This is a genomic window from Pelatocladus sp. BLCC-F211 (assembly GCF_041928655.1).
GTDB lineage: Bacteria > Cyanobacteriota > Cyanobacteriia > Cyanobacteriales > Nostocaceae > Pelatocladus.
Genome location: NZ_JBHFLM010000167.1, coordinates 39,192 through 59,444 on the forward strand (window position 1 = coordinate 39,192; position 20,253 = coordinate 59,444).

15 protein-coding genes are annotated in these 20,253 nt (G+C 37.0%); 3 read left to right on the forward strand and 12 right to left on the reverse strand.

Annotation, left to right across the window (positions count from 1 at the left end; translation table 11 throughout):
• Nucleotides 1-254: 254 nt before the first annotated feature.
• Nucleotides 255-1,622 (reverse strand): thioredoxin-disulfide reductase, encoded by a 1,368-nt coding sequence (gene trxB, locus ACE1AT_RS20805; RefSeq protein ID WP_374871757.1) that lies wholly within the window; start codon nucleotides 1,620-1,622, stop codon nucleotides 255-257.
• 311 nt (nucleotides 1,623-1,933) lie between these two features.
• Between trxB and ACE1AT_RS20810 the strand changes: the two genes are divergently transcribed.
• Together ACE1AT_RS20810 and ACE1AT_RS20815 are read left to right on the forward strand one after the other, a co-directional pair.
• A complete protein-coding gene (locus ACE1AT_RS20810) occupies nucleotides 1,934-2,470 on the forward strand; it encodes a type IV pilin-like G/H family protein (protein ID WP_374871759.1) in 537 nt (178 codons plus the stop codon).
• 119 nt (nucleotides 2,471-2,589) lie between these two features.
• Nucleotides 2,590-4,818: an O-linked N-acetylglucosamine transferase, SPINDLY family protein gene (locus tag ACE1AT_RS20815; RefSeq protein WP_374871761.1), complete on the forward strand. Its 2,229-nt coding sequence runs from the start codon at nucleotides 2,590-2,592 to the stop codon at nucleotides 4,816-4,818.
• Between the two features lie 58 nt (nucleotides 4,819-4,876).
• Here the strand turns inward: ACE1AT_RS20815 and ACE1AT_RS20820 are convergent, their stop codons facing one another.
• From ACE1AT_RS20820 to ACE1AT_RS20845, 6 genes are all read right to left on the reverse strand, one after another.
• On the reverse strand, nucleotides 4,877-5,509 hold the full coding sequence (locus tag ACE1AT_RS20820; RefSeq protein ID WP_374871763.1) for a transposase: 633 nt from the start codon (nucleotides 5,507-5,509) through the stop codon (nucleotides 4,877-4,879).
• A 94-nt stretch (nucleotides 5,510-5,603) separates the two neighbouring features.
• Entirely contained in the window at nucleotides 5,604-7,277 is a 1,674-nt protein-coding gene (locus ACE1AT_RS20825; protein WP_374871765.1) for a tetratricopeptide repeat protein, read from the reverse strand.
• On the reverse strand, nucleotides 7,270-10,440 hold the full coding sequence (locus tag ACE1AT_RS20830; RefSeq protein ID WP_374871767.1) for a glycosyltransferase family 4 protein: 3,171 nt from the start codon (nucleotides 10,438-10,440) through the stop codon (nucleotides 7,270-7,272). Before ACE1AT_RS20830 ends, ACE1AT_RS20825 begins: the two co-directional genes overlap by 8 nt.
• A gap of 17 nt (nucleotides 10,441-10,457) precedes the next feature.
• Nucleotides 10,458-10,856: a tetratricopeptide repeat protein gene (locus tag ACE1AT_RS20835; protein WP_374871769.1), complete on the reverse strand. Its 399-nt coding sequence runs from the start codon at nucleotides 10,854-10,856 to the stop codon at nucleotides 10,458-10,460.
• Nucleotides 10,857-11,114: 258 nt separating this feature from the next.
• Entirely contained in the window at nucleotides 11,115-11,567 is a 453-nt protein-coding gene (locus tag ACE1AT_RS20840) for a cupin domain-containing protein (RefSeq protein ID WP_374871771.1), read from the reverse strand.
• A gap of 106 nt (nucleotides 11,568-11,673) precedes the next feature.
• Entirely contained in the window at nucleotides 11,674-12,447 is a 774-nt protein-coding gene (locus tag ACE1AT_RS20845) for a cysteine hydrolase family protein (protein WP_374871773.1), read from the reverse strand.
• Nucleotides 12,448-12,531: 84 nt separating this feature from the next.
• Here ACE1AT_RS20845 and ACE1AT_RS20850 point away from each other — a divergent pair, with 84 nt between their 5' ends.
• Nucleotides 12,532-13,929: an amidohydrolase gene (locus ACE1AT_RS20850; RefSeq protein WP_374871775.1), complete on the forward strand. Its 1,398-nt coding sequence runs from the start codon at nucleotides 12,532-12,534 to the stop codon at nucleotides 13,927-13,929.
• 120 nt (nucleotides 13,930-14,049) lie between these two features.
• Here ACE1AT_RS20850 and ACE1AT_RS20855 read toward each other — a convergent pair whose 3' ends face one another.
• The 5 genes from ACE1AT_RS20855 to ACE1AT_RS20875 form a co-directional block, all read right to left on the reverse strand.
• Nucleotides 14,050-14,277: a helix-turn-helix transcriptional regulator gene (locus ACE1AT_RS20855; RefSeq protein WP_016861702.1), complete on the reverse strand. Its 228-nt coding sequence runs from the start codon at nucleotides 14,275-14,277 to the stop codon at nucleotides 14,050-14,052.
• 516 nt (nucleotides 14,278-14,793) lie between these two features.
• A complete protein-coding gene (locus ACE1AT_RS20860) occupies nucleotides 14,794-15,411 on the reverse strand; it encodes a transglutaminase family protein (protein WP_374871842.1) in 618 nt (205 codons plus the stop codon).
• A 52-nt stretch (nucleotides 15,412-15,463) separates the two neighbouring features.
• The gene (locus tag ACE1AT_RS20865) at nucleotides 15,464-16,135 is read right to left on the reverse strand and encodes a DUF1361 domain-containing protein (protein WP_374871778.1); all 672 of its coding nucleotides are present in this window, start codon (nucleotides 16,133-16,135) and stop codon (nucleotides 15,464-15,466) included.
• 341 nt (nucleotides 16,136-16,476) lie between these two features.
• Nucleotides 16,477-18,783: an NACHT domain-containing protein gene (locus ACE1AT_RS20870; RefSeq protein ID WP_374871780.1), complete on the reverse strand. Its 2,307-nt coding sequence runs from the start codon at nucleotides 18,781-18,783 to the stop codon at nucleotides 16,477-16,479.
• Nucleotides 18,784-19,023: 240 nt separating this feature from the next.
• Entirely contained in the window at nucleotides 19,024-20,229 is a 1,206-nt protein-coding gene (locus ACE1AT_RS20875) for an EAL domain-containing protein (protein WP_374871782.1), read from the reverse strand.
• Between the last annotated feature and the right edge of the window lie 24 nt (nucleotides 20,230-20,253).

Here is a 20,253-nt window from a genome sequence, read left to right on the forward strand (position 1 = left end):
GTTTTCCGTCACTTTCCCACTTTGGAATCAATTCTAAACCACGTCTACTTTGAGAACTGTAGTTTTGTAGGTTGGGTTACACTCCGTTCCACCCAACCTACATAATGTCCTTTTTGAAAAACTCCTCTTTTCAAGATGAACGAGGTTTAATAGCGAAGCTAAAAAAATCGGTAGGGGCGTAGACGGTACGCCCCTACAGTAAATCCAATATCAAGATTTTTGTGAAAGGGTATTAGACACCCATAGCGTAATAACTACAAATTACTTTCTATCAACTGTCGATACTCGCTCTTTTGCTTCACACCTTTAAGTTCTTTTAACAGTTCCTTGTTCTTAAAGAACTGAATTGTGGGAGTTCCGCTAATACCTGCATTTTCCGCAATTTCCCGGTCTTTGTCGATATCAATTTCCACAAAATGGATTTTGCCGTCAAAGTCATCGACTACTTTATTAAGTATAGGTTTGAGGGTATGACAAGGGCCACAACCAGGAGAAACGTATTTTACAATGAGCAGGCGATCGCTTTCATGGAAAAGCTTCCGCAGAGAATAACTTCCCTCATGACGTGTTGCAGTTAAATCAAATTCGTCATCAGTCAGAGTTTTGTTAGAGGTCGGCTGAGGCTCTAATTCATTATCGGGAGTTTGTGAGACTTGATGAAACTCCTGAATTAAGCCATTGCTAGACAACCACCGTTCTGCTAACATTGCCGCCATACAACCACTACCTGCTGCGGTAATTGCTTGACGATATTCATGATCCTGTACGTCACCAGCAGCAAAAACGCCTTCTAAACTAGTTTCTGGTGAACCAGGCTTGCTAACAACGTAACCCACTTCATCGAGTTCTATTTGTCCTTGAAACAAAGAAGTATTGGGAGTATGACCAATCGCGTAAAATAAACCCTTGACGTGCAGTTCGCTTTCTTCCCCAGTCTTACTGTTACGGATTTTCACCCCTTCCATGTGACCGTTTCCGAACACATTCACAGGTTCAGTGTTCCAATGAACATGGATTTTGGGGTTACTCAAAACCCGGTCTTGCATAGCTTTAGAAGCCCGCATATTTTCAGAGCGTACCAGCAAATTTACCTTAGAGCCATATTTAGTTAGATAAATAGCCTCTTCTGCTGCTGAGTCGCCACCACCCACCACAGCTAATTCAGCACCGTGGAAAATTGGTGTAGCGCCATCACAGATTGCACAAGCAGAAATACCACGACTCCAAAATTCATGCTCGTTAGTTAAACCTAAACGCTTTGCCGTTGCACCTGTGGCAATAATTAAACTATGGGTTTTAAATTCTCGTTCCTCTGAGCGGACTGTAAACGGACGCTGACTCAAATCTACTTCAATCACGTCTTCTGTGTACAGTTCAGCCCCCCAACGTTCGGCTTGAGCCTTCATCAAATCCATCAGTTCTGGCCCAGTAATCCCTTTGGGGAAGCCAGGAAAGTTTTCTACTTCCGTTGTTGTCATCAACTGTCCACCAGGTAAACCCCCTACTTGGAACCCCTCAAATACAATTGGTTTCAGGTTGGCGCGTCCCGCGTAAATAGCAGCTGTGTAGCCGGCTGGCCCAGAACCGATAATTACCACGTTTTCTACATTTGGGTTAGTCATGATGGCTAAATATCCAAACTCATAACGACTACGTATAATTTAGCATAATAAATAAATTGTTGGTTGTTAGTCAATGGTCAATTGTCATTTGTCATTGGGCATCGGGAAGAATTTTGGATTTGCGATTTTGGATTTCAATCTAAAATCTAAAATTTCTTGTCCTCCTTGTCCTCCTTCTCCCCTCAATCCCATCCCTTTTGCGCGTTGGCGAGAAAATTTTTTACCAGAGTGATATGAAAGCGATCGCAAGTGGGTAAGTTACTTTTACAACACGACAATTACTTATAAGATACCCACTTCAGGAGAAACCAATGCTCAAGCCAGAACTGCAAGCCAAATTCCTCCAGCATTTGAACAACCGTAAGAAAAAAAATGAAGAAGGTTTTACACTAATTGAATTATTGGTGGTAGTAATTATTATCGGTGTACTTGCTGCGATCGCACTACCTTCGCTACTGGGTCAAGTAAACAAAGCTAAACAGTCAGAAGCGAGAAACTACGTAGGTACAGTTAACCGTTCTCAACAAGCTTACTTCTTGGAATATCAAAAGTTCGCTACCAACCTCTCTGAATTGCAAGTAGGGATTAAGAGTCAAACCGATAATTACTTATACACAGTCACTTCTGGTTTGTCAGCGGTTGGTGCATTTACAGGTACAGCCTATAAAAATGCCCTGAAATCTTACTATGGTGTTGTAGGCACAACTACTGCTGCTACCGCCACTTCAGAGTCACTAACTTTAGCTATTGCTTGTGAGTCAGCAGGCCCTACTACAGGTGTAGCAACCCTCACTGATAGTAGTAGCTTCACTGGATGTCAGACCAACTATGTCTCTTTATCTAGGTAATAAAATACAAAATTTGTTACTACACCTGCCTGTAACCGTTATCGTCTAGTAATCATTTTATCAAAATGAATGAGTGGTCTATTGACTACTCATTTTTGTCATTTATTTAGGAAAATCCTATGAATCAATCTGTTTTAAATGCTAGTCCAGTTCAATTACAGCAAAAAGCTTATAATTTGCTCATCGAAGAAGACTACTTCCAAGCTGCTAATCTCTACGAGCAAGCAATTAACGCAGAACCTGATGTGAAATTAAATTATTGGTATCTAGGTTTAATGTTATTGTTGCAAGGTAAGGAGGTAGAAGCTCAGACGACATGGTTCATGGTCATGATAGAAGGAGAACCAGAACAAATCGAGGTTTGGAATGAAGAATTAGTTGAGGTCTTGCAAAAAGAAGCTGAACGCCGAGAAAAACTGGAACAATATGTAATTGCTGAGAAAGTTCGCCAAAATATTAAAGAAATTGCACCTAAAAATCCTCACAATTTATTGCATCTATTACAGCTATCTATCAAGCTAGAAATTTACACAGGTGATGATTTCCAAGAAACGGGAATAATTAAAATACTCCAGGCTGAACCCAGAATAGAAGTTAATTTAGAACTATTATTAGAAACTCTCAAGAGTATTTTAATTTATGCCCCTGCACACCCATCAACCTTGAATTTTTTGGAAGCTTGTCTACCACATTTTCAAAAGAATACCGAAGATTTATTGATGGTATTATTGCCAACTTCTTTAGAAATAGCTTATGCTAAAATAATGCCCCAATTTGCAGCTCAATTTTGTGAGGTGTATTTAAAATTAAGTCCTAATAATACAGAGATTTGTGGTCATTTAGCTAGTTTTTATGAAAGCTCTGGGCAATATGAAAAAGGTATAAAAATTGCTAATTTCTTCTTTTCTATAGTAGAAGAATTAGCAGATAAAATTTTTGCTAATCGCCAAATCATTAGGGTGTTAATGAGTGCAGGCGGACACTGGGAAGAATCTTGTTCTGTGCATCAAAGACAAGAATCATTAGTTAAATTGTTGCTCGAAGAAAACCCTAAAGAACTTAACAATATTAGAATAGCAAGACTATTTAATGCTAACTTTTTTACACCCTATATTGAAGACAACCCACGAAAAAATAGAGATATACAAAATAAATTATTACGGCTTTGCCAAATAAATATAGAAAATAACAATAGGGAAAAAGTAGAGCAATATTATCACGGACATATAGAGAGAAAGAATAAAAATAGAACTGATAAAAAAATAAAAATAGGATATCTATCACATTGCCTTAGAAGCCATTCTGTAGGTTGGTTAGCTCGATGGTTGTTTGAACATAGTAACCAAGATGAATTTCAAATAAATGCTTATTTTATTAGTACTAACCCGGTCTTTGATCCACTGCATGAATGGTATCTCAATCATGTAGAAAAATCCTTTAAATCAAATTCAATTCCAGAAATCGCAGAACAAATATATCAAGATGAAATTGATATTTTGATCGACTTAGATAGTATTACTCTAGATATTAGTTGTAGCATCATAGCCCTAAAGCCAGCACCAATTCAAGTTACTTGGTTAGGTTGGGATGCTTCAGGAATTCCAGCAGTGGATTACTTTATTGCTGACCCCTATGTTTTACCAGAATCAGCTCAGGAATATTACACTGAAAAAATTTGGCGTTTACCTCAAACCTATATAGCAGTTGATGGTTTTGAGGTAGGTGTCCCGACAGTAACTCGTGAACAATTAGACATCCCTCATAATGCAGTAGTGTTTTTCTCTGCTCAACGAGGTTTTAAGCGACATCCAGAGGTTACTAGACTACAATTAAGGATTATCCAAGAAGTTCCCAATAGCTATTTATTAATTAAAGGGCTAGCTGATCAAGAGTCTATTAAAACTTTCTTTGAGCAACTAGGGCAAGAACAAGGAGTAGACACATCAAAACTTAGATTTTTGCCAAACGTTATGTCTGAATCAGTTCACCGGGCTAATTTGGGTATCGCAGATGTTGTATTAGATACCTATCCTTACAATGGAGCTACAACCACTTTAGAAACTCTGTGGATGTGTATTCCTATGGTGACAAAAGTTGGTGAACAATTCGCCGCTCGTAACAGTTACACCATGATGATGAATGCTGGAATCACAGAAGGTATTGCCTGGACTGATGAAGAATATGTAGAGTGGGGTGTACGCTTGGGTAAAGATGAAGCTTTAAGACAACAAATTGCGTGGAAATTGAGACAGTCAAGGAAAACATCACCTCTATGGAATGGTAAGCAATTTACCCGTGAAATGGAAAAGGCTTACGAACAAATGTGGCAAATATATATTAGTTCGTAGTGAGGGCTGAAGCCCTCAAAATAAATTCTGAGAGGGCTAGAGCTGCTTACTACAAACGTTAAAAATTATCCCAATCTTTACCATAATCTAGTACCGGATATTGAATCCACAAATCACGTAACCATTGTCGCCCATTAGCTTGTAAATACCAATGAACACTACTTTCGACCCAGTCATAAGGAGATGTCACTAAACCATGTTTGACTGGGTTGTAATGAATATAGTTCAGGGTTGTATAGTAATGTCTTTCAGAGCGAATAGCGCGATCGCTCCATCTATACCAAACTTTTCGCTTAGTTATATTGTCCTCAAGATTCCACTGGCGAGAAAGCGTACCATGTATTTTACGAAATAATTCACTCAAAATCTCAAAGTTCGCAACACGAACCAGCAAATGATAATGATTAGGCAAAATAATCCAGGCACAAATTGTTAAGTTCGTAGTCAGTGCTTCCGTACTCATTTCTTCATTTCCAAGATTACCAAAGTAATTAAATATCATATTTAACAGTTGCTGACGACGAGATTCAGAGTGCATATGAGATTGATGTTCGTAGCAAGCTACTGTTAATAAGTAAAATTGTCTATCTTGTACAGGGTGTGGCGGTGCGTGAGGCGGATAACCACGACTCAATCGGTGTTCAACTAATTCAGCTTTTTCTTCTGGCGTGAGTTTGCGATATTCATACATAATATTTGTTAAGCATTAAAGTGCTTATACAAACTATTGACTTTGTTAGTAGTGAGGACTTCAGTCCTCTATTTCCTAAGCACTGAAGTGCTTACTACGAACTTAAACTTAATTCCACAACCTGTTTATAAAAAGCTTCCAAACCTGCAACACAGGCTTGATCATCAAATAGTCGGTCGTGACTTTGGCTAATTCGTTCTGAAATCTCGCGTCGCCAAGCCGGATCTTGAGCTAATTTCACAGCAATTTCGATATATTCAATTTCATTTTGAGCAATAGTATCTGTCACTCCCAACATTTTCAGAAAACTGTCAGAGTGACGACCTCGCATAAATTCTCCTGGACAGGTAACAATAGGGAGATTACATGCGATCGCTTCTAAGCTAGTATTACCACCAGACCAAGTAAAAGTATCTAGGTAAATATCTGAGAGTAAATTAATCATCAAATAGTCTAAACGTTCAGGAATATTCAGATGTATGCAGTAATTTTCACTATTGAGATCAACAGCAGCAAATACACGTTTTAGACGTTCTTGAAGCAAAGTACCACGCAGAAACACAAATTTAGCTTGAGGAACACGACGAGCGATTTCCGCAAAAATAAAATCGTATTGTGGTAAATATTTAAACGGTGCTTGACAGCATAGATAGAGAACTGCATCATCTGACAAGCCAAAATCAGAGCGATTTTTAACAACTGGTGGAATATAAGGTTTAGGGTAAGAAACACCAATATTAGGTAAGCGAATTAATTTTTCTGAATAATGTTCCTGAGCATTTTCTGGTTCCATTAACTCGCTAGATAAAAAGTAATCAATTGTAGGTAAACCAGTAGTTACTGGGTGTCCCCAAGCAACACACTGCACAGGTGCAAGCCGCAGACCAGCCATTTGCATAGTCTGGGGATTCATACCAATTTCTGGATAGACTAAAATATGTAATTTATCAGTAATTATCTGTTCACAAACTGCTGATAAATTGCAAGGAATATGGTAGAAAAAATCACTGTATTCTTGAAATTTATCGGTGACAGCATCTGGTTCATTACCTATGTAATAACAGTAAATTTCAAAATTCTGGCGATCGCAATATTTTAACCAGCCAGTTAACCAAAGTGTACCACTATAAGAATGCAGATAATAGGAAACGTAACCAACACGGATTTTTTGATTAGGTTGCAATTTAGGCATAGATAAACTCTCAACACATTGAGGAAAATTAGCCGCCATAATTTCATGTACTAATTTCCCATACTGGCGTTGTAAATCTATGTCATTTTGTGCCTGATACGATAGATAAAAATTAGTCAATCTACCAATACCTGCTAAAGCACTTTGTTTTTCTGCAAGAGTATTGAGAGATGTTTGCTCAATTAAATCTTGCAATCCTTTGGTAAATCGTTGGCGATATAATTTTATTTCTTCTTGAGTGTTGTAAATACTCGGAACTGTTAAATATTTGAGAATTTGGAAAGTATAATCATCCGGTAAAAATTGGCAAGCTTTGTCTGTACTAACAATCGCTTCTTGAATACGCCCATAACGTCGCAAATCAATAATCAGTGTAAAATGCAGTCTCGCATCTGTAGGGTAAAATTGAATCCCTTGCTGTAGAATCTGAAAATAATCATCCAGTAAGCTTAAATTTCTATAACATTGGCTTAAATTGAAATAAATATCTGCACTTACTTGCTGCAATTCTATCAATTTTTTATATGAGGCGATCGCTTCTTGCCATCTTCCTTCAGCAAATAATTTATTACTCAAGTAAAAAAAAATCTTGATCTCGTGCTTGGCTAAAACTTGCTAACTCATAAGATGTAATATTATCTGCTTTTGCTTGTATTAATGCTTGTTGATTTTCATTTTGCAAAATAATTCGCCCATGAAGACGAGGTAGTAATACCTTCCACTGGATCTCAGCTAAATTTCCCACTAGAGAAATTTCTAATCCATCAGTAATATCTAAATCTTCCTCCATGAGAAGGCTCATTGTGACACTTGATAACAATAAATCTGCATCTTCAGTAGCAATATTATTAGTATCAATTAGTAAAGTCATATTGCAACTATCAGGATGAGTTGCGAGTGTCTTAATCACTTGTGCCAATTCTAAACTGATAAATTCTTCTGGTTGGAGCCAATCAGGGAAAACAATTAAGTTTATCTCCTTAAGATTTAAAGATAAAAGTGTTGCATCAATTAAAGCCGAACTGACAATTTCTGCCATTTTTGACCAAGAAAACTTTTTCGCTTGTTCTAAACCCGCAGCAATTAATGATTGACGAACACTAGGTTTTTGTACTTCGCAAAGTGCATTTGCTAGTCCATCTACATCATCATAATTGATATATATTGCAGCTTCTCCAGCTACTTCTGGAATAGAAGCGTTAGGACAAGTAATCACAGGACAACCACAAGCCATTGCTTCTAATACAGGTAGGCCAAAACCTTCATACTTAGATGGATAAACTAATGCTACTGCACCAGAATAAGCTATTGCTAATTCCTCATCATTCAGTTGCAGCATATGAACAACACTACCAAATGTACAGGATCTAAACTGAGATTCCAATAAACCTCCGCTACCTGTAACAACAATATCAAAACCATAGCTGCTAACAAGCTGTGAAAAAGCTTGGAAGAATAAAATACTATTTTTATATCCAGTCCCAATACCAGCTAATAAGAAGTAAGGCTTGGTGATTCCATATTTTGTTTTCAAAAAACTTACATCTTCAGATGTAGATTCTTTAAAAGTACTGCTAACTCCACAATATGCTACAGTAAGAGATTCTAAAGATATATGATTAAAACATTTTGCCAAGTCAAGTGCTGTATTTTTGGAAATAGCTATATAAGCGGATGCGTGTTTTATTGCTTGTTGTTTATCTTGCCACATGGGATGATTCATATCCCAGCCCATGACTTCTGGAATCATATCATAAGCCATGAACACAGAAGGTGTTTTTATAGGTGTTGTATAGTAAGAAGAGATAAATAAATCTGCACCTTCTTGATCGCATATTTGCTGTAAAAATTCTCGCTCAGTATTGATCCTGTTATAGTCATAGTGTGGTACATTCAAATACTTAATACCAGAAAATTTCGGAGCAGTTCCAGCACGATCAAGTACAATAATATGTTTAGCAAACTCATTGTTTGCCCACTCTTCTAATAGAGATTTCCAAACACGCGCAATTCCAGTTTGATAGAGTTGGAAAAATACACCATCAATGAGAATTATCGGTGATAGTTTGCTGATTTTAGCAATTTGCTGCTGTACTTCTTCTGGTTGTAAAAATCGCCAATTGTTATTGTAATTGTCTCTTTGGGCAATTGGAACTACTCCTTGTCTATCTGCAATGTCTACTTGAGTTGCATCTTGAACCCAAGGAAAATATTCCCTTAATAAAATTGGAAATTTAGTATTCTTTTGTAAGAAGCTCCATTGAGCAACAGCATTACTATAACCATAGTATTTTTCTTTAAAGCTCAATTGTTCTTGTGTGACATAAGCAAAATGCTGAAAAACTAAACCATGCTGTTCTGTTTCTTGATGTAAAAAAGGATTAGTATTTGCTATATTTTTATACTGACCATCAGCTAAAGGTTCTACCAACACAGGAGGCTCATGTGCAGCCCAAATATATCCCGGTTTAAATCTCCAAGTTCTTAACCACTCTTGTTGAGGATTCTGTGCATAACAGTTCCGAGTGCTAATAATTAATTGTTCACCGACAAAATACCAACACCAATAGAAAGCAGCTGTTTTTTCTGGGTTACTAATAAATATTTCCCTAGCAGTACAAATCTGTTCTAATGTCCATAGCTCATCGACATCTATTTGCCACAATAAGCATTCTTCTTGAATGTTAGCAAGTGGTGCATTAACCATTTCTCGTTTACCATCCCAGAACACGCCTTCCGATTGACGGTAAATTGTGATGTTATCTGGATAAAGTTCTGCCAATTCATCTAAATATTCCGTAGTTCCATCACAACTACGCCCATTTCGATGAATTTCATCGCTAATACATCCACCGAGTTTTACACTCCAACTGGTGTCATGTTTTAAATCTGCCACACCTTCAACAATATGCCAATGCCATTTGAAAGGTAGTTGTTTGAATATTTCAATGTGGTAACGGATAAATGGTTGTCCATTAAGAACAATAGTAAAAAAGTGAATTGGCAGTGCTGGAATAGCAATATGATAAGCAGAACAATAATTTTCTATATTTTCATTTTTCTTGAATATAGAGTAACCATTTCTTACAAAATTATTTTGAACAATGAGTGTATAGTTTTTATCTGAAATTAGTTTATAATGGTTTCTATAGTTTTTAAATGTATTGATATCATCTAAACAAATATATTTTGCTCCATAAATTTTATCTAATTCAGCACTACCAGTAAATTCTGAGCCATCAATTAATACTAAATCAAAAAAAACGACATTGTTATCTTGTTTTATTTTTTTAATTCCATGTTCGGTTAATCCAGAATTTCTTACATACTCAATATCTTGCTGTAGCCAAGAAAGAACAAGTTCTAACGGATAAAGTTTTAGATTGTTTTCAGTATTGTTATAGAATTCAACAACTTCATTTTCACTAGGAAAACTCTCTACAGGTACAGAAGATAAATTATATACTTTTACAAAATCATCATTTTCATATCTCTTTTTCAATTCAGTAAATCTAGTTTTTGATACCTCCATACAAAACAATATGGGTTTGTGAGGATTTTGGCGCATTCCTGTAACAAATGCTTCTGTGCTTCCTTCTCCTGAAGATGAACCGATTTCTAAAACTGTTTTTATATTTTCTTCTCTAGCAATTCTTTGAATAGTTGCATAAAATTCATCATTTTTAATTTCGGGAGGAATTAAACGGTTCAGGTCAGAATTAGTAATTTCGTTATTCATATTTTTAATTTGTTATTCTATTTTTTGCTCTGATTACCTATTTGCTTTTTCAATTGTTCTAAAAGATTTTTGTAATCTTGTCTTTCAGGATTCAGTTTTACTAGTTTTTCTAAAGGTTCGACTGCACCCTTGAAATTCTGTGACTCTAACCGTATTTTTACTAATCCTTCTAAAGCAGCTCTATTTTCTGGCTCTCGTTGTAACACCAACTTATAACCCTGTTCCTGTTGCTGTAATGAAGACTCAGCAGACACAGGTTGAGTTGAGGGATTCTCGATAACTTCTTGTATTGTAGGAACTATAGCAAAAAGCCCAGAGCCAACAAAAGATACAATTGACACCCAGGTTAAAATCCTTTTTCGCCGCTCAATTTTCTTGCTGCGGTTAACTAGGTATTCTTCTCCAGAACTAGCCATCTTTAAACAGTTACTGCGGTAAATACTTAAGTACCAGCAAGCCTCCTGTTAAGAGAATACCCAGCGTTGATCAAAAACTAACATTCTCGTTCAAAGTTTTTGATGGCTAGTAGTTTGCCACAAGGATTGTCACAAGCTAAAGAAGTTCGTAGTAAGGACTAAAGTCCTTACTACAAACCTATCAAAATTTCTGAATGTAAAGAAAATTTTTATCCTTCCCACTTCTCCACAATCCACAAAAATCAACCACAGATATCTTTAATTCGCAACAAAAGCATCAAATCTACCAAGCACAGCCATATCTTCCGCATCGAATTCTACAGGTGTCCCACTACGAATGAGTTCGGCAAAATCTTCATTGGGAACCATCACAGTCAATGTATATAAACGTCCTGAACCCGTATTCTCAATTACATGAGTACCAGTAGGAGGCACTAATAAACTATCTCCAGCTTTAATGGAAACACTTTTACCATCACAAGACGCCCTACCTTCCCCTTTGAGAACAAAAAACATCTCTACAGCTAATTGATGACGATTTGGGGGAGTTTTACCACCAACATCAAAAATTTCCACACAACAAGTTAGGGAAGTATTCGCGATCGCTGGGTCAAATACGATCGCCAAACGATTTGAATCCTGGGGGCTAATACGATAAACTTGGTAATCTTTGGGAGATTTGACAACAGGAATTACACAGCAATTGATCATATGTCATTTGTCCTACTCTTCGAGAAGCCGCTTGCGCGTCTATGTCATTTGTCATTTGTCATTTGTCATTTGTCATTTGTTAGTAGGGATGTTACGCCCCTACTACCTACAAACTATTAATTGCTTTGAAAATTGCTTCTGAATCTGTGACAAAACCGAAACACTGTTTGACGTTATATAGTGTTGCTAACCAGCAATATTCAGGGGAAGTTGTCGCTGTACAATCTTTAACTAATATGCAGTCGTATCCTAAAAAATTGGCATCTTGTAAAGTCGCCATAACACATTGATCAGCATTGACACCAGCAAAAAATAGTGTCGTTCTGCCCAAGTTCCGCAGGATAGTATCTAAAGGAGTATCCCAGAAAGCACTCATGCGGTATTTATCAATAAAAATATCTCCTGGTAATTGTTCGAGTTCATCTACCACAGCTGCTGCCCAACTACCCTTCATCAGTACCTTAGCACCGTTATTAGGTAATGGATCACCTAACCCCACACCTTCGCCTGTGGAATTGTAGACGTGGTGTATACCTGCACTAATATTGAGTAAGTCAGGACGGTTTCCCCAATTTACCCATATTATCGGAACTCCAGTTGCCCGCAGTGTTGGCAATAAATTTTGCAAAGGTTTGATTGGTTGACGTGCTGGGTTGACATCTACACCAATATGTGATAACCAACCATCAGGGTGACAAAAATCATTTTGCATATCAATGACGAGGATGGCAGCTTTTGCGAGATCAAGGCGCAGATTTTTGGTTTCTGTTGCTAAGATAACGGGTTGTGGGTCAAGGGGAGGACGAGTGATATCTGCGATCGCCTGATTTACTGCCCAAGCGTTTGGTGCAATTCCTAATATCCGAAGAGGCAGATCCATAAAAGCAACATCCAACATCATTGTTTACTTTGTAACTTGAAATTAGCTCCAGAGCTGGATTACTTAATTAAGGTTAAACATTAGATGAACTTTACTATTCAGAATGCTTTAATTCCTGTCGAGGCTGGTTACACCACTGTTGATGTGCAAGTGATTGAGGGAATTATTAGTGCGATCGCACCCCAGCTTGAGGTGGTGGGAACAGCTATTAACGGTGAACATAAACTTTTATTACCAGGATTCTTCAACGCCCATACCCATTCATCGGAAATGTGGCAACGGGGGATCATGTCTATGTTACCCCTAGAATTATGGCTAGCAGAACTCTATGATTTCGCGCCTCTCGATCCCGAAAAAGTTTACCTCAGTGCTTTAGGAACAGCAGTCGAAACTCTACTTTCTGGCGGTACGAGTGTCGTAGATCATTTAGTATTGATACCTGGTAAAGAACTAGAAACAATCGCCACAGCAGTTCGCGCTTACAAAGAAGTTGGTATTCGTGCCTTTGTTGCGCCCCTGATTCAAGATGAATCGATTACTGCTGGTATCCCATCCGGGGAAACTCAACAAACTCATGAACCTTATTTTCGCTCAACGCAGGCAACATTAGAAATAATTGAAGCAGCAGTAAAACAGTTTCATCGTCCAGAATCAGGTGTTAATATTCTCGTCGCCCCAACTGGTATCCAACTGTGTTCTGATGCTTTATTTGATGGATGTAGACAGTTAAGCGAAAAATACAATCTTTGTCGTCACTCCCATTTACTAGAAACCAAAGCACAGGAAAAACTAGCCCAAGAAAAATACGGTTGTACCGCCGTTGCACATCTCCAACGCATTGGTTTTTTAGACTATCGCACAAGCCTAGCCCATTGTGTTCATCTCACTGACAATGATATTGCCATTCTCGCTGAAACTCAATCTAGCGTAGTTCATAATCCCTTAAGTAACTTGCGTTTGGGTAGTGGTATCGCCCCAATTTTAAAATATCGGCAAGCAGGAGTAAACGTAACTTTTGGTTGCGATGGTGCATCTAGTAATGATTCCCAAGATTTACTAGAAGCGATCAAAATTGGTTCTATTTTACATAACGTCACTGATTTAGATTATCAGCACTGGATTACACCCAGACAAGCAGTAGAAATGTCTGCTTTGGGTGGTGCAAAGGGATTGAATACAGCAGATAAACTTGGTTCTCTCAGTGTTGGGAAAAAAGCAGATTTAGTACTTTATGATCTGACTAATTTATCATTATTACCGCGTACAGATCCAATTGGTTTATTAGTTTTAGGACGTCCTAGTAATGTAGTTAATAGTGCGTGGGTGAATGGTAAACAAATTGTTGCTGAGGGGAAAGTCACAACAATTGATGTTGATAAATTACGACAAGAATTATTTCATCACAGTCAGTGGGATACTCAGCGCCAATCTCAAACAGTTGCTCAAATTGAAGCACATTATCGGTTGGTGATGGGGTTGTGATCAGAGAGCGATCGCATGATTTTAGTTTAGGCGATCGCTGGTAAACAGACAAGGCAAAAATCAGTCTACTTAACCCCACATCCTCCTTATACCCGCTCCCCAATCCTCAATCCCCAATCCTCAGAATTTCACATCTAAATCAACCCCCAATGCTTCTTCAATTTTGCGGAGGTTCTCAATGGAAAGCGCTCCTTTGAGAGTTTCCTTTTCGATGTCATACCAGTAAGTGCGCGACACACCAACCTCATCACATATCTGTTCGAGAGATTTCCTGGAATCTAGTCGAGCTTGCTTGATGCGATCGCCCAAACCTTCAATTTCAATTTCTTTGACTTGTCTTATTCGCATGATCGCACTTATTACAAAACGACCTAAATAGAGTAAAAATTTAACTCATTATTTTATATTAAACCATGAATTCTTAGTTAGCAAGCTAAAAATTCTTAGTGTAATATAAAAAATATAGAGAAGGCGCTCCGGACTCATGATCTCAAGCGCCTCTCTATCTCAAAACAACTATTCATCGTTTTGATTATTCAAAATTGTAGCAATGACCCAACCAATTTTTTGCCACACACCGACTAGAGGCTTTGTAAATTTAGCTTATGCTCGCAAAGTTTGCTTTCGGAGGGTGAATTATAACATGGCTTGGCAATTTTCCTGCCTCATCATTTGGAGTAATGGCGAAAAGGAAAGTTTTTTGGCAAAGATGCTGAATTGATAGTCCAAACACTAAAAAAAGGTTTGTAGTAAGGACTTTAGTCCTTATTTGAGGACTAAAGTCCTTACTACGAACTAGATTCCAATATTTTTACATTACTTCACATAGTTTGTTTTTTTCAAATCGTTCTACTTACCTGAGAGTTAACTAGCAGGAACTTTCAAAATCAAACCATATTTATCAAAAGTTGCTAGGGAAACATCAGGAAGATGGTTGAGCATTTCATTCCATGTACTGTAAGCCATTAGTGCTTCCACAACAACTGAAAGAGGTTCAGAGAAAATGTTTTCAAATTCTGCTTCACCTGAAAGTTGATTTTTATAAGCTAACTGTTCTTGTGGAGGGATAAATTGAGCATTAATATCTGGACGATTTCCTCTAGCATCAACACGGTACCAACCTATTTTCGGTAGGTATATTGCGTTGAAACCATGCAAACTATAGGGTTCACCATGATCATCAATGCTTAGTCTCTGATAGCAAAAACCTGCTGGAATACCATTCGCTCTGAGTAATGCTGCTAGTAAATGACTCTTTGCATAGCAATAACCTGTTTTGTATTTGAGTACGTCTGAAGCTTTACAAGTTACAGGATTCATTTGATAGTCACAACTATGATAAATTTCATCTCGTACCCATTCAAAACAAGCTTTAGCGATCGCCTCTGGTGTTTGATGCTTTGATGCGAGGTTTTTCGCTAACTCCAGAACTGTAGGATGTTTCCAGTCAATAATTTCGGTTGCTTCTAAATATTCTTTCATCATCTACTACATCTGGATATTTATCCGTAAGTTCAATAGAACATCGGGTAAGTTAACCAGCATTATGACTGTTAGGATTAATACTTATTGGCTGAATGCCTATGCTTTTGCTATTTCGGCTCACAAAACCTAAAGTTACTCGTTTCATCAGCCAATGTAAGCCAACGAGTATAGCAAAAGTAATGGCAATTATCACTAAAGGCTGTTTACCCAAAGTTTCTTCTATGCCTCTAGTTAACAAAGCATCCGGTTGAGTGATAAAATCCCAACTGTTAAAACGTAAGAATCTACCCCAATAAATACCAACAGCACATAAGGCATGAGTGATCATTTCCATCCAGACAATCCATTGACTCTTGCCAATACGGTGTAGATAGTATCCCACATTAATCAAGGAGATAACATAGGCTTCAAAACCAGCCATGATAACTAGGAAATACACAGGAATTAGCACCAAGGTAATCATCCACACAGATTGAATTGTGCGGATATCGTCGATGAGGTGAATAATATCAGTTAACAAATAGGGTGCATTTGGTAAAAAAGCGTAGAAGACCAAAAATCCTAGCCACCAAACCCAAGAACGTCCACGTTTGATGCGAAACAGCCAAACGCTCAAAGCTAAAGGTATAAACGCCAGAAATAAATTCCAAGTCATCCAACTCATATTGATTTGCAAGACCCGTAGAACTTTGGAAACCAATTCAATCAGTTCCGCTTTCATCGCTCCTTCCTCAGAGAATTATGTGAGTGATTATGTATTTTCTGGATATGAACTCAGTTGCTTGACTTATCAAACAACTACAATCTGAACTGTGATTGTCGTCTGACTCTAGCAAATCGGTATTATGGGACTTGAGAAAATAAATTTGTATGCATAAACTGACTTTGCTTTGGTGTTGATATTATTGGGAAGACTAGTGTATCAATCTCCTAGTATAACCAGAACTAAAAAATAGGCTACTACCTGAGAATGGAATTATTGTTATGTTTGTAACTATAGTTATAGATTCCACTCTGACTAGGTGCTTTTCCCGAAAGGAAGATGATTTTCTTGATAACAGATTAATGGTGATTGACTAATAATAAATTTTTTTCTATGAATTTGATTGTTGCGGAAGTAACATTGCTAGCATTATTGAGACAATCTAGTAAAATCTTGTTAGCGTTCCAATATTCCTGTAATTTTTGTAAGTCATTCTCATTAAACTGCCAATCATGACCTATTTGGCGATCGCGAATGATTAAATCTCGTAATTTACTGGTCCAGATTTCTCCGTTTTCTTGCCACCATCCTTTCAAAGCTATTCTACTTTCTTGGGGTGATGGAAGTTCCTCGTGTAGATTTTGCAGTGACTGCTCTAGATCAGAACGATCTTGTAGTAAGTGCTGTAAGTCAAGAGCAAGTGCAATCGCAGATAAGCGTTGATAGAAAATATCAGTAGTCATCTTTAAACTAATAGTCAATGCATGTATTAATGCCATGTCTAAAGCTAAATCAACAGCTAATTTTCCTGCTAATCGACTATCTAGAGATAAAGCCAAAGTTTGATTATAAGAAAGAGAATAATCTGGAGGCAGCGCCAGGGTAAAATAAAAAGCACGTACACTAGCTGGATAATAAGATACCTTTATACTAGAAGTTTTTTCACCTAACCAAATCAGAAATTTTTGCAATTTCTGATTTGAAATCACCAAATTATCTATTTGTTGTTTCATTAATAACAATAATTCATCCGCAGGTCGCATCATTTCCGCAGCTAGTAAAAAAACTTCTCGCCAACGTTTTTCTCCAATATGGATGACAAATTCTTGCAGGTTTTGGGAATTTCCAACAGTAAGTATTTCTCTCGCAGTTAAATATTCTTGAAATGTTAAATGCGAAAAAGAATAAATACTGCGCCCTTGTTCGAGTAATAAACCGTGTTGTGCTTCAATAGCTTGCAATGCAGCAGCGCTATTCAGACCTAATGCTTCTAAATCTGTGGGCGCATTAGGAAGATCACGTAGATACTCAGCGATCAATAATTGGATTTTGGTTTTTGAAAAAAAATAATCTCCTTGAGTAAAGGTAGTTGCTGCTACACGACAAAGTAACTTAATTTTATCTAGTAACGACAAATTGCGATAAACTTCATCTATTTTAATTCCTCTAGCTTGATCCCAACGCACTAACAACAATTCTAATGCTTGCTTGTAAAGTTCTGAGCGCAAGGCTGGAAAATCTCCTAGGAATTGAAATATCAAGCAAGTAAGATTTAGTAAAATTGGCGTTGTTGCTAACTCTAAAATTTGCTGATTTTCTGGTAATTCTAATTTTTTCATAAATTCAGCAGCCTTGGCTTTTCCCTCCCAAAGAGAAATTTTCACTACAGCTACAAACCATTTATCTGCAAAAGTTGCGATTTGTGATTTACTTAAATCAGCAATTTCAACTTCAGTAAAACCCTTAAACTGATATTGTTGAGCAGCAAGACGACAAGTAATAATGATTGTATTCTTATAAAATTTTTCAGAAAAATTGTAGATTTCTCTAATAATTATTTCACTTTCTGTATCTGTTAATTCATCTAATGAATCTAGTAAAATCAATGCTTTTCCCTGAGACAATATTGACATCAATTCAGATTCAGGAATACCGTAATCATTAAATTCTTGATAAATATATGTTGATAATTTAATTTGATGGCTGTCATGATTGTTTTTAGCCAAATTTTTTAAACTGATAAAAACTGGTAGATAATCGGATTTAAACTTACCTTGATTACAACGAACTGCGATTGATTGTAAAAAAGTGGTTTTCCCAGAACCTGTTTTACCAAACACCATCAATTTGGAGTACTTAGCAACTGCTTCTAAAGCAGGAATTCTTTTTTGATGAAAATTAGTTAAATTAAAACGGTCTAAATTATTAGAATCTAGCCGTTGTAATTCAGTCATATCCAGCCATCTTTTACTGGTGATTTCTTCAAAAAAATCGACTTCTACATAGATATCATCTAAACCTATGGGTCTAGCAATATCCAAAAGATGAAGAGTTCCACATTGAGCTTGAATTTTTTCGTAGTGAGCAAAGCGTGCTTTTCGTACTAGGGTGTCAATCTCTGAAGTATTTTCCACGATTGTTTCCAAAGACATTGATTCATCAGGACATTGTTGAGCAATTTCTTCTGCGTTTAATCCCAAAACTAAACAAATCTCATTAAAGACCTGACTATCAACAGCTTTACCAGTGAAAAACTTCCAAATTGGCTGACGAGTTTCTAAACCTACTTCATCAGCGAGATATTCTTGAGTCCAACCTTTACCCTGAAAAGCCTGTTTAGCTTTTCTAATACCCTCAGCTGACGCTTGCAGCGATCGCTTTGCCATGGTTTTACTATATCAACTAGCTATCTATAAAATTTATACTACTAAATTATACAAACAACTACGAAAATATACTAGAACGCAAACACTATTAAAAATATGTGTGATATAACTCAAAAGGCAATATAAGTTTGTAGTGAGGACTTTAGTCCTCAGAATAAGGACTAAAGTCCTTACTACAAACAAAAAATGAGAATTGTATGTGACACTTGTGTAAATCCTAACTCTTTTTTTAGTCACAATTTAAGTACGTGAAGAGGTAGACAAAAACTTTTGAAATTCACCTGCTGCTACAGAACGGCTAAACAGAAAACCTTGCATACCATCACAGTTATATTGTTGTAAAAACTCAAGTTCTGATTCAGTTTCTACACCTTCAGCAATCACCTGAAGATTCAAATTGTGACCCATTTGAATCAATGCTGTTGTAATAGCTGCTTTTTGGGGATCGTTGCCAACGTTGTGAATAAAGTAACGGTCAATTTTCAACTTATTGATAGGTAATTTTTTTAAATACATTAAAGAAGAGTAGCCTGTACCAAAATCATCAATTGCAATTTTTACACCCAAAGAACGTAATTCATTCATTGTAGTGATCGCAGTATTGATATCCTGCATCACCAAGCTTTCAGTAAGCTCTAATTCTAGGTAATGTGGTTCCAAATTACTCGCCGCTAAAAATTTCACAATTTTTTTACTCAAGTCTGGTTGAGCAAATTGACGAGCTGAAAAATTAACAGCAATACACAACGGAGAATAACCTGCATTCTGCCAAGCTCTATTCTGTTGGCAAACATTTTCTAAAACCCATTCACCAATCGGAATAATTAAACCTGTAGACTCTGCTAACGGAATCAACTCAGAAGTCGCAACCATTCCCAATTCTGGACTTTGCCATCTCAGTAAAGCTTCTGCGCCAATTATTTTTCCAGAATTAATCTCTACTTGTGGTTGATACTCAACATAAAATTGCCGAAAATGTTCTTGCTCAATGGCTCCTTGTAAAATATTTTTAACAGCCAACATTTCGGAATTAAAAGCTTTAAGTTGTGGGTTAGCAGAAAAATATTGTTTTAACGTAGCTTGTTTTTGTAAACGCCCATCGATTGCACTCAATAATTCAGCACGAGTGAATGGTTTTGTCAGATAGTCATCTGCACCCAATTCCATACCTTGGCGGAAGTCAGTCTTAGTTGATTTTGCCGTGAGAAAAATAAATGGAATTGTTGCTGTTAGTGGTTCTTGGCGTAAATTGGTTAGTACGCCATAACCATCAATTTCTGGCATCATTAAATCACACAGAATTAGGTCGGGAACCTCAGTCAAAGCTAACTTGATTCCTACTTGACCATTAGCAGCACCAATAGCTTCAAAATCTTCTGCCTCTAGCAATTCGATAATATTTTCTCTGACAGAGTTTTCATCTTCAATTATTAAAATCTTAGTCATGGTTTTTTTTATTTGTTGATGATT

Bases quoted from the DNA above. Each gene is read 5' to 3' on its own strand.
- trxB (WP_374871757.1), bottom strand. From the start codon at position 1,622: ATGACTAACCCAAATGTAGAAAACGTGGTAATTATCGGTTCTGGGCCA.
- ACE1AT_RS20810 (WP_374871759.1), top strand. From the start codon at position 1,934: ATGCTCAAGCCAGAACTGCAAGCCAAATTCCTCCAGCATTTGAACAAC.
- ACE1AT_RS20815 (WP_374871761.1), top strand. From the start codon at position 2,590: ATGAATCAATCTGTTTTAAATGCTAGTCCAGTTCAATTACAGCAAAAA.
- ACE1AT_RS20820 (WP_374871763.1), bottom strand. From the start codon at position 5,509: ATGTATGAATATCGCAAACTCACGCCAGAAGAAAAAGCTGAATTAGTT.
- ACE1AT_RS20830 (WP_374871767.1), bottom strand. From the start codon at position 10,440: ATGAATAACGAAATTACTAATTCTGACCTGAACCGTTTAATTCCTCCC.
- ACE1AT_RS20835 (WP_374871769.1), bottom strand. From the start codon at position 10,856: ATGGCTAGTTCTGGAGAAGAATACCTAGTTAACCGCAGCAAGAAAATT.
- ACE1AT_RS20840 (WP_374871771.1), bottom strand. From the start codon at position 11,567: ATGATCAATTGCTGTGTAATTCCTGTTGTCAAATCTCCCAAAGATTAC.
- ACE1AT_RS20845 (WP_374871773.1), bottom strand. From the start codon at position 12,447: ATGGATCTGCCTCTTCGGATATTAGGAATTGCACCAAACGCTTGGGCA.
- ACE1AT_RS20850 (WP_374871775.1), top strand. From the start codon at position 12,532: ATGAACTTTACTATTCAGAATGCTTTAATTCCTGTCGAGGCTGGTTAC.
- ACE1AT_RS20855 (WP_016861702.1), bottom strand. From the start codon at position 14,277: ATGCGAATAAGACAAGTCAAAGAAATTGAAATTGAAGGTTTGGGCGAT.
- ACE1AT_RS20860 (WP_374871842.1), bottom strand. From the start codon at position 15,411: ATGAAAGAATATTTAGAAGCAACCGAAATTATTGACTGGAAACATCCT.
- ACE1AT_RS20865 (WP_374871778.1), bottom strand. From the start codon at position 16,135: ATGAAAGCGGAACTGATTGAATTGGTTTCCAAAGTTCTACGGGTCTTG.
- ACE1AT_RS20870 (WP_374871780.1), bottom strand. From the start codon at position 18,783: ATGGCAAAGCGATCGCTGCAAGCGTCAGCTGAGGGTATTAGAAAAGCT.
- ACE1AT_RS20875 (WP_374871782.1), bottom strand. From the start codon at position 20,229: ATGACTAAGATTTTAATAATTGAAGATGAAAACTCTGTCAGAGAAAAT.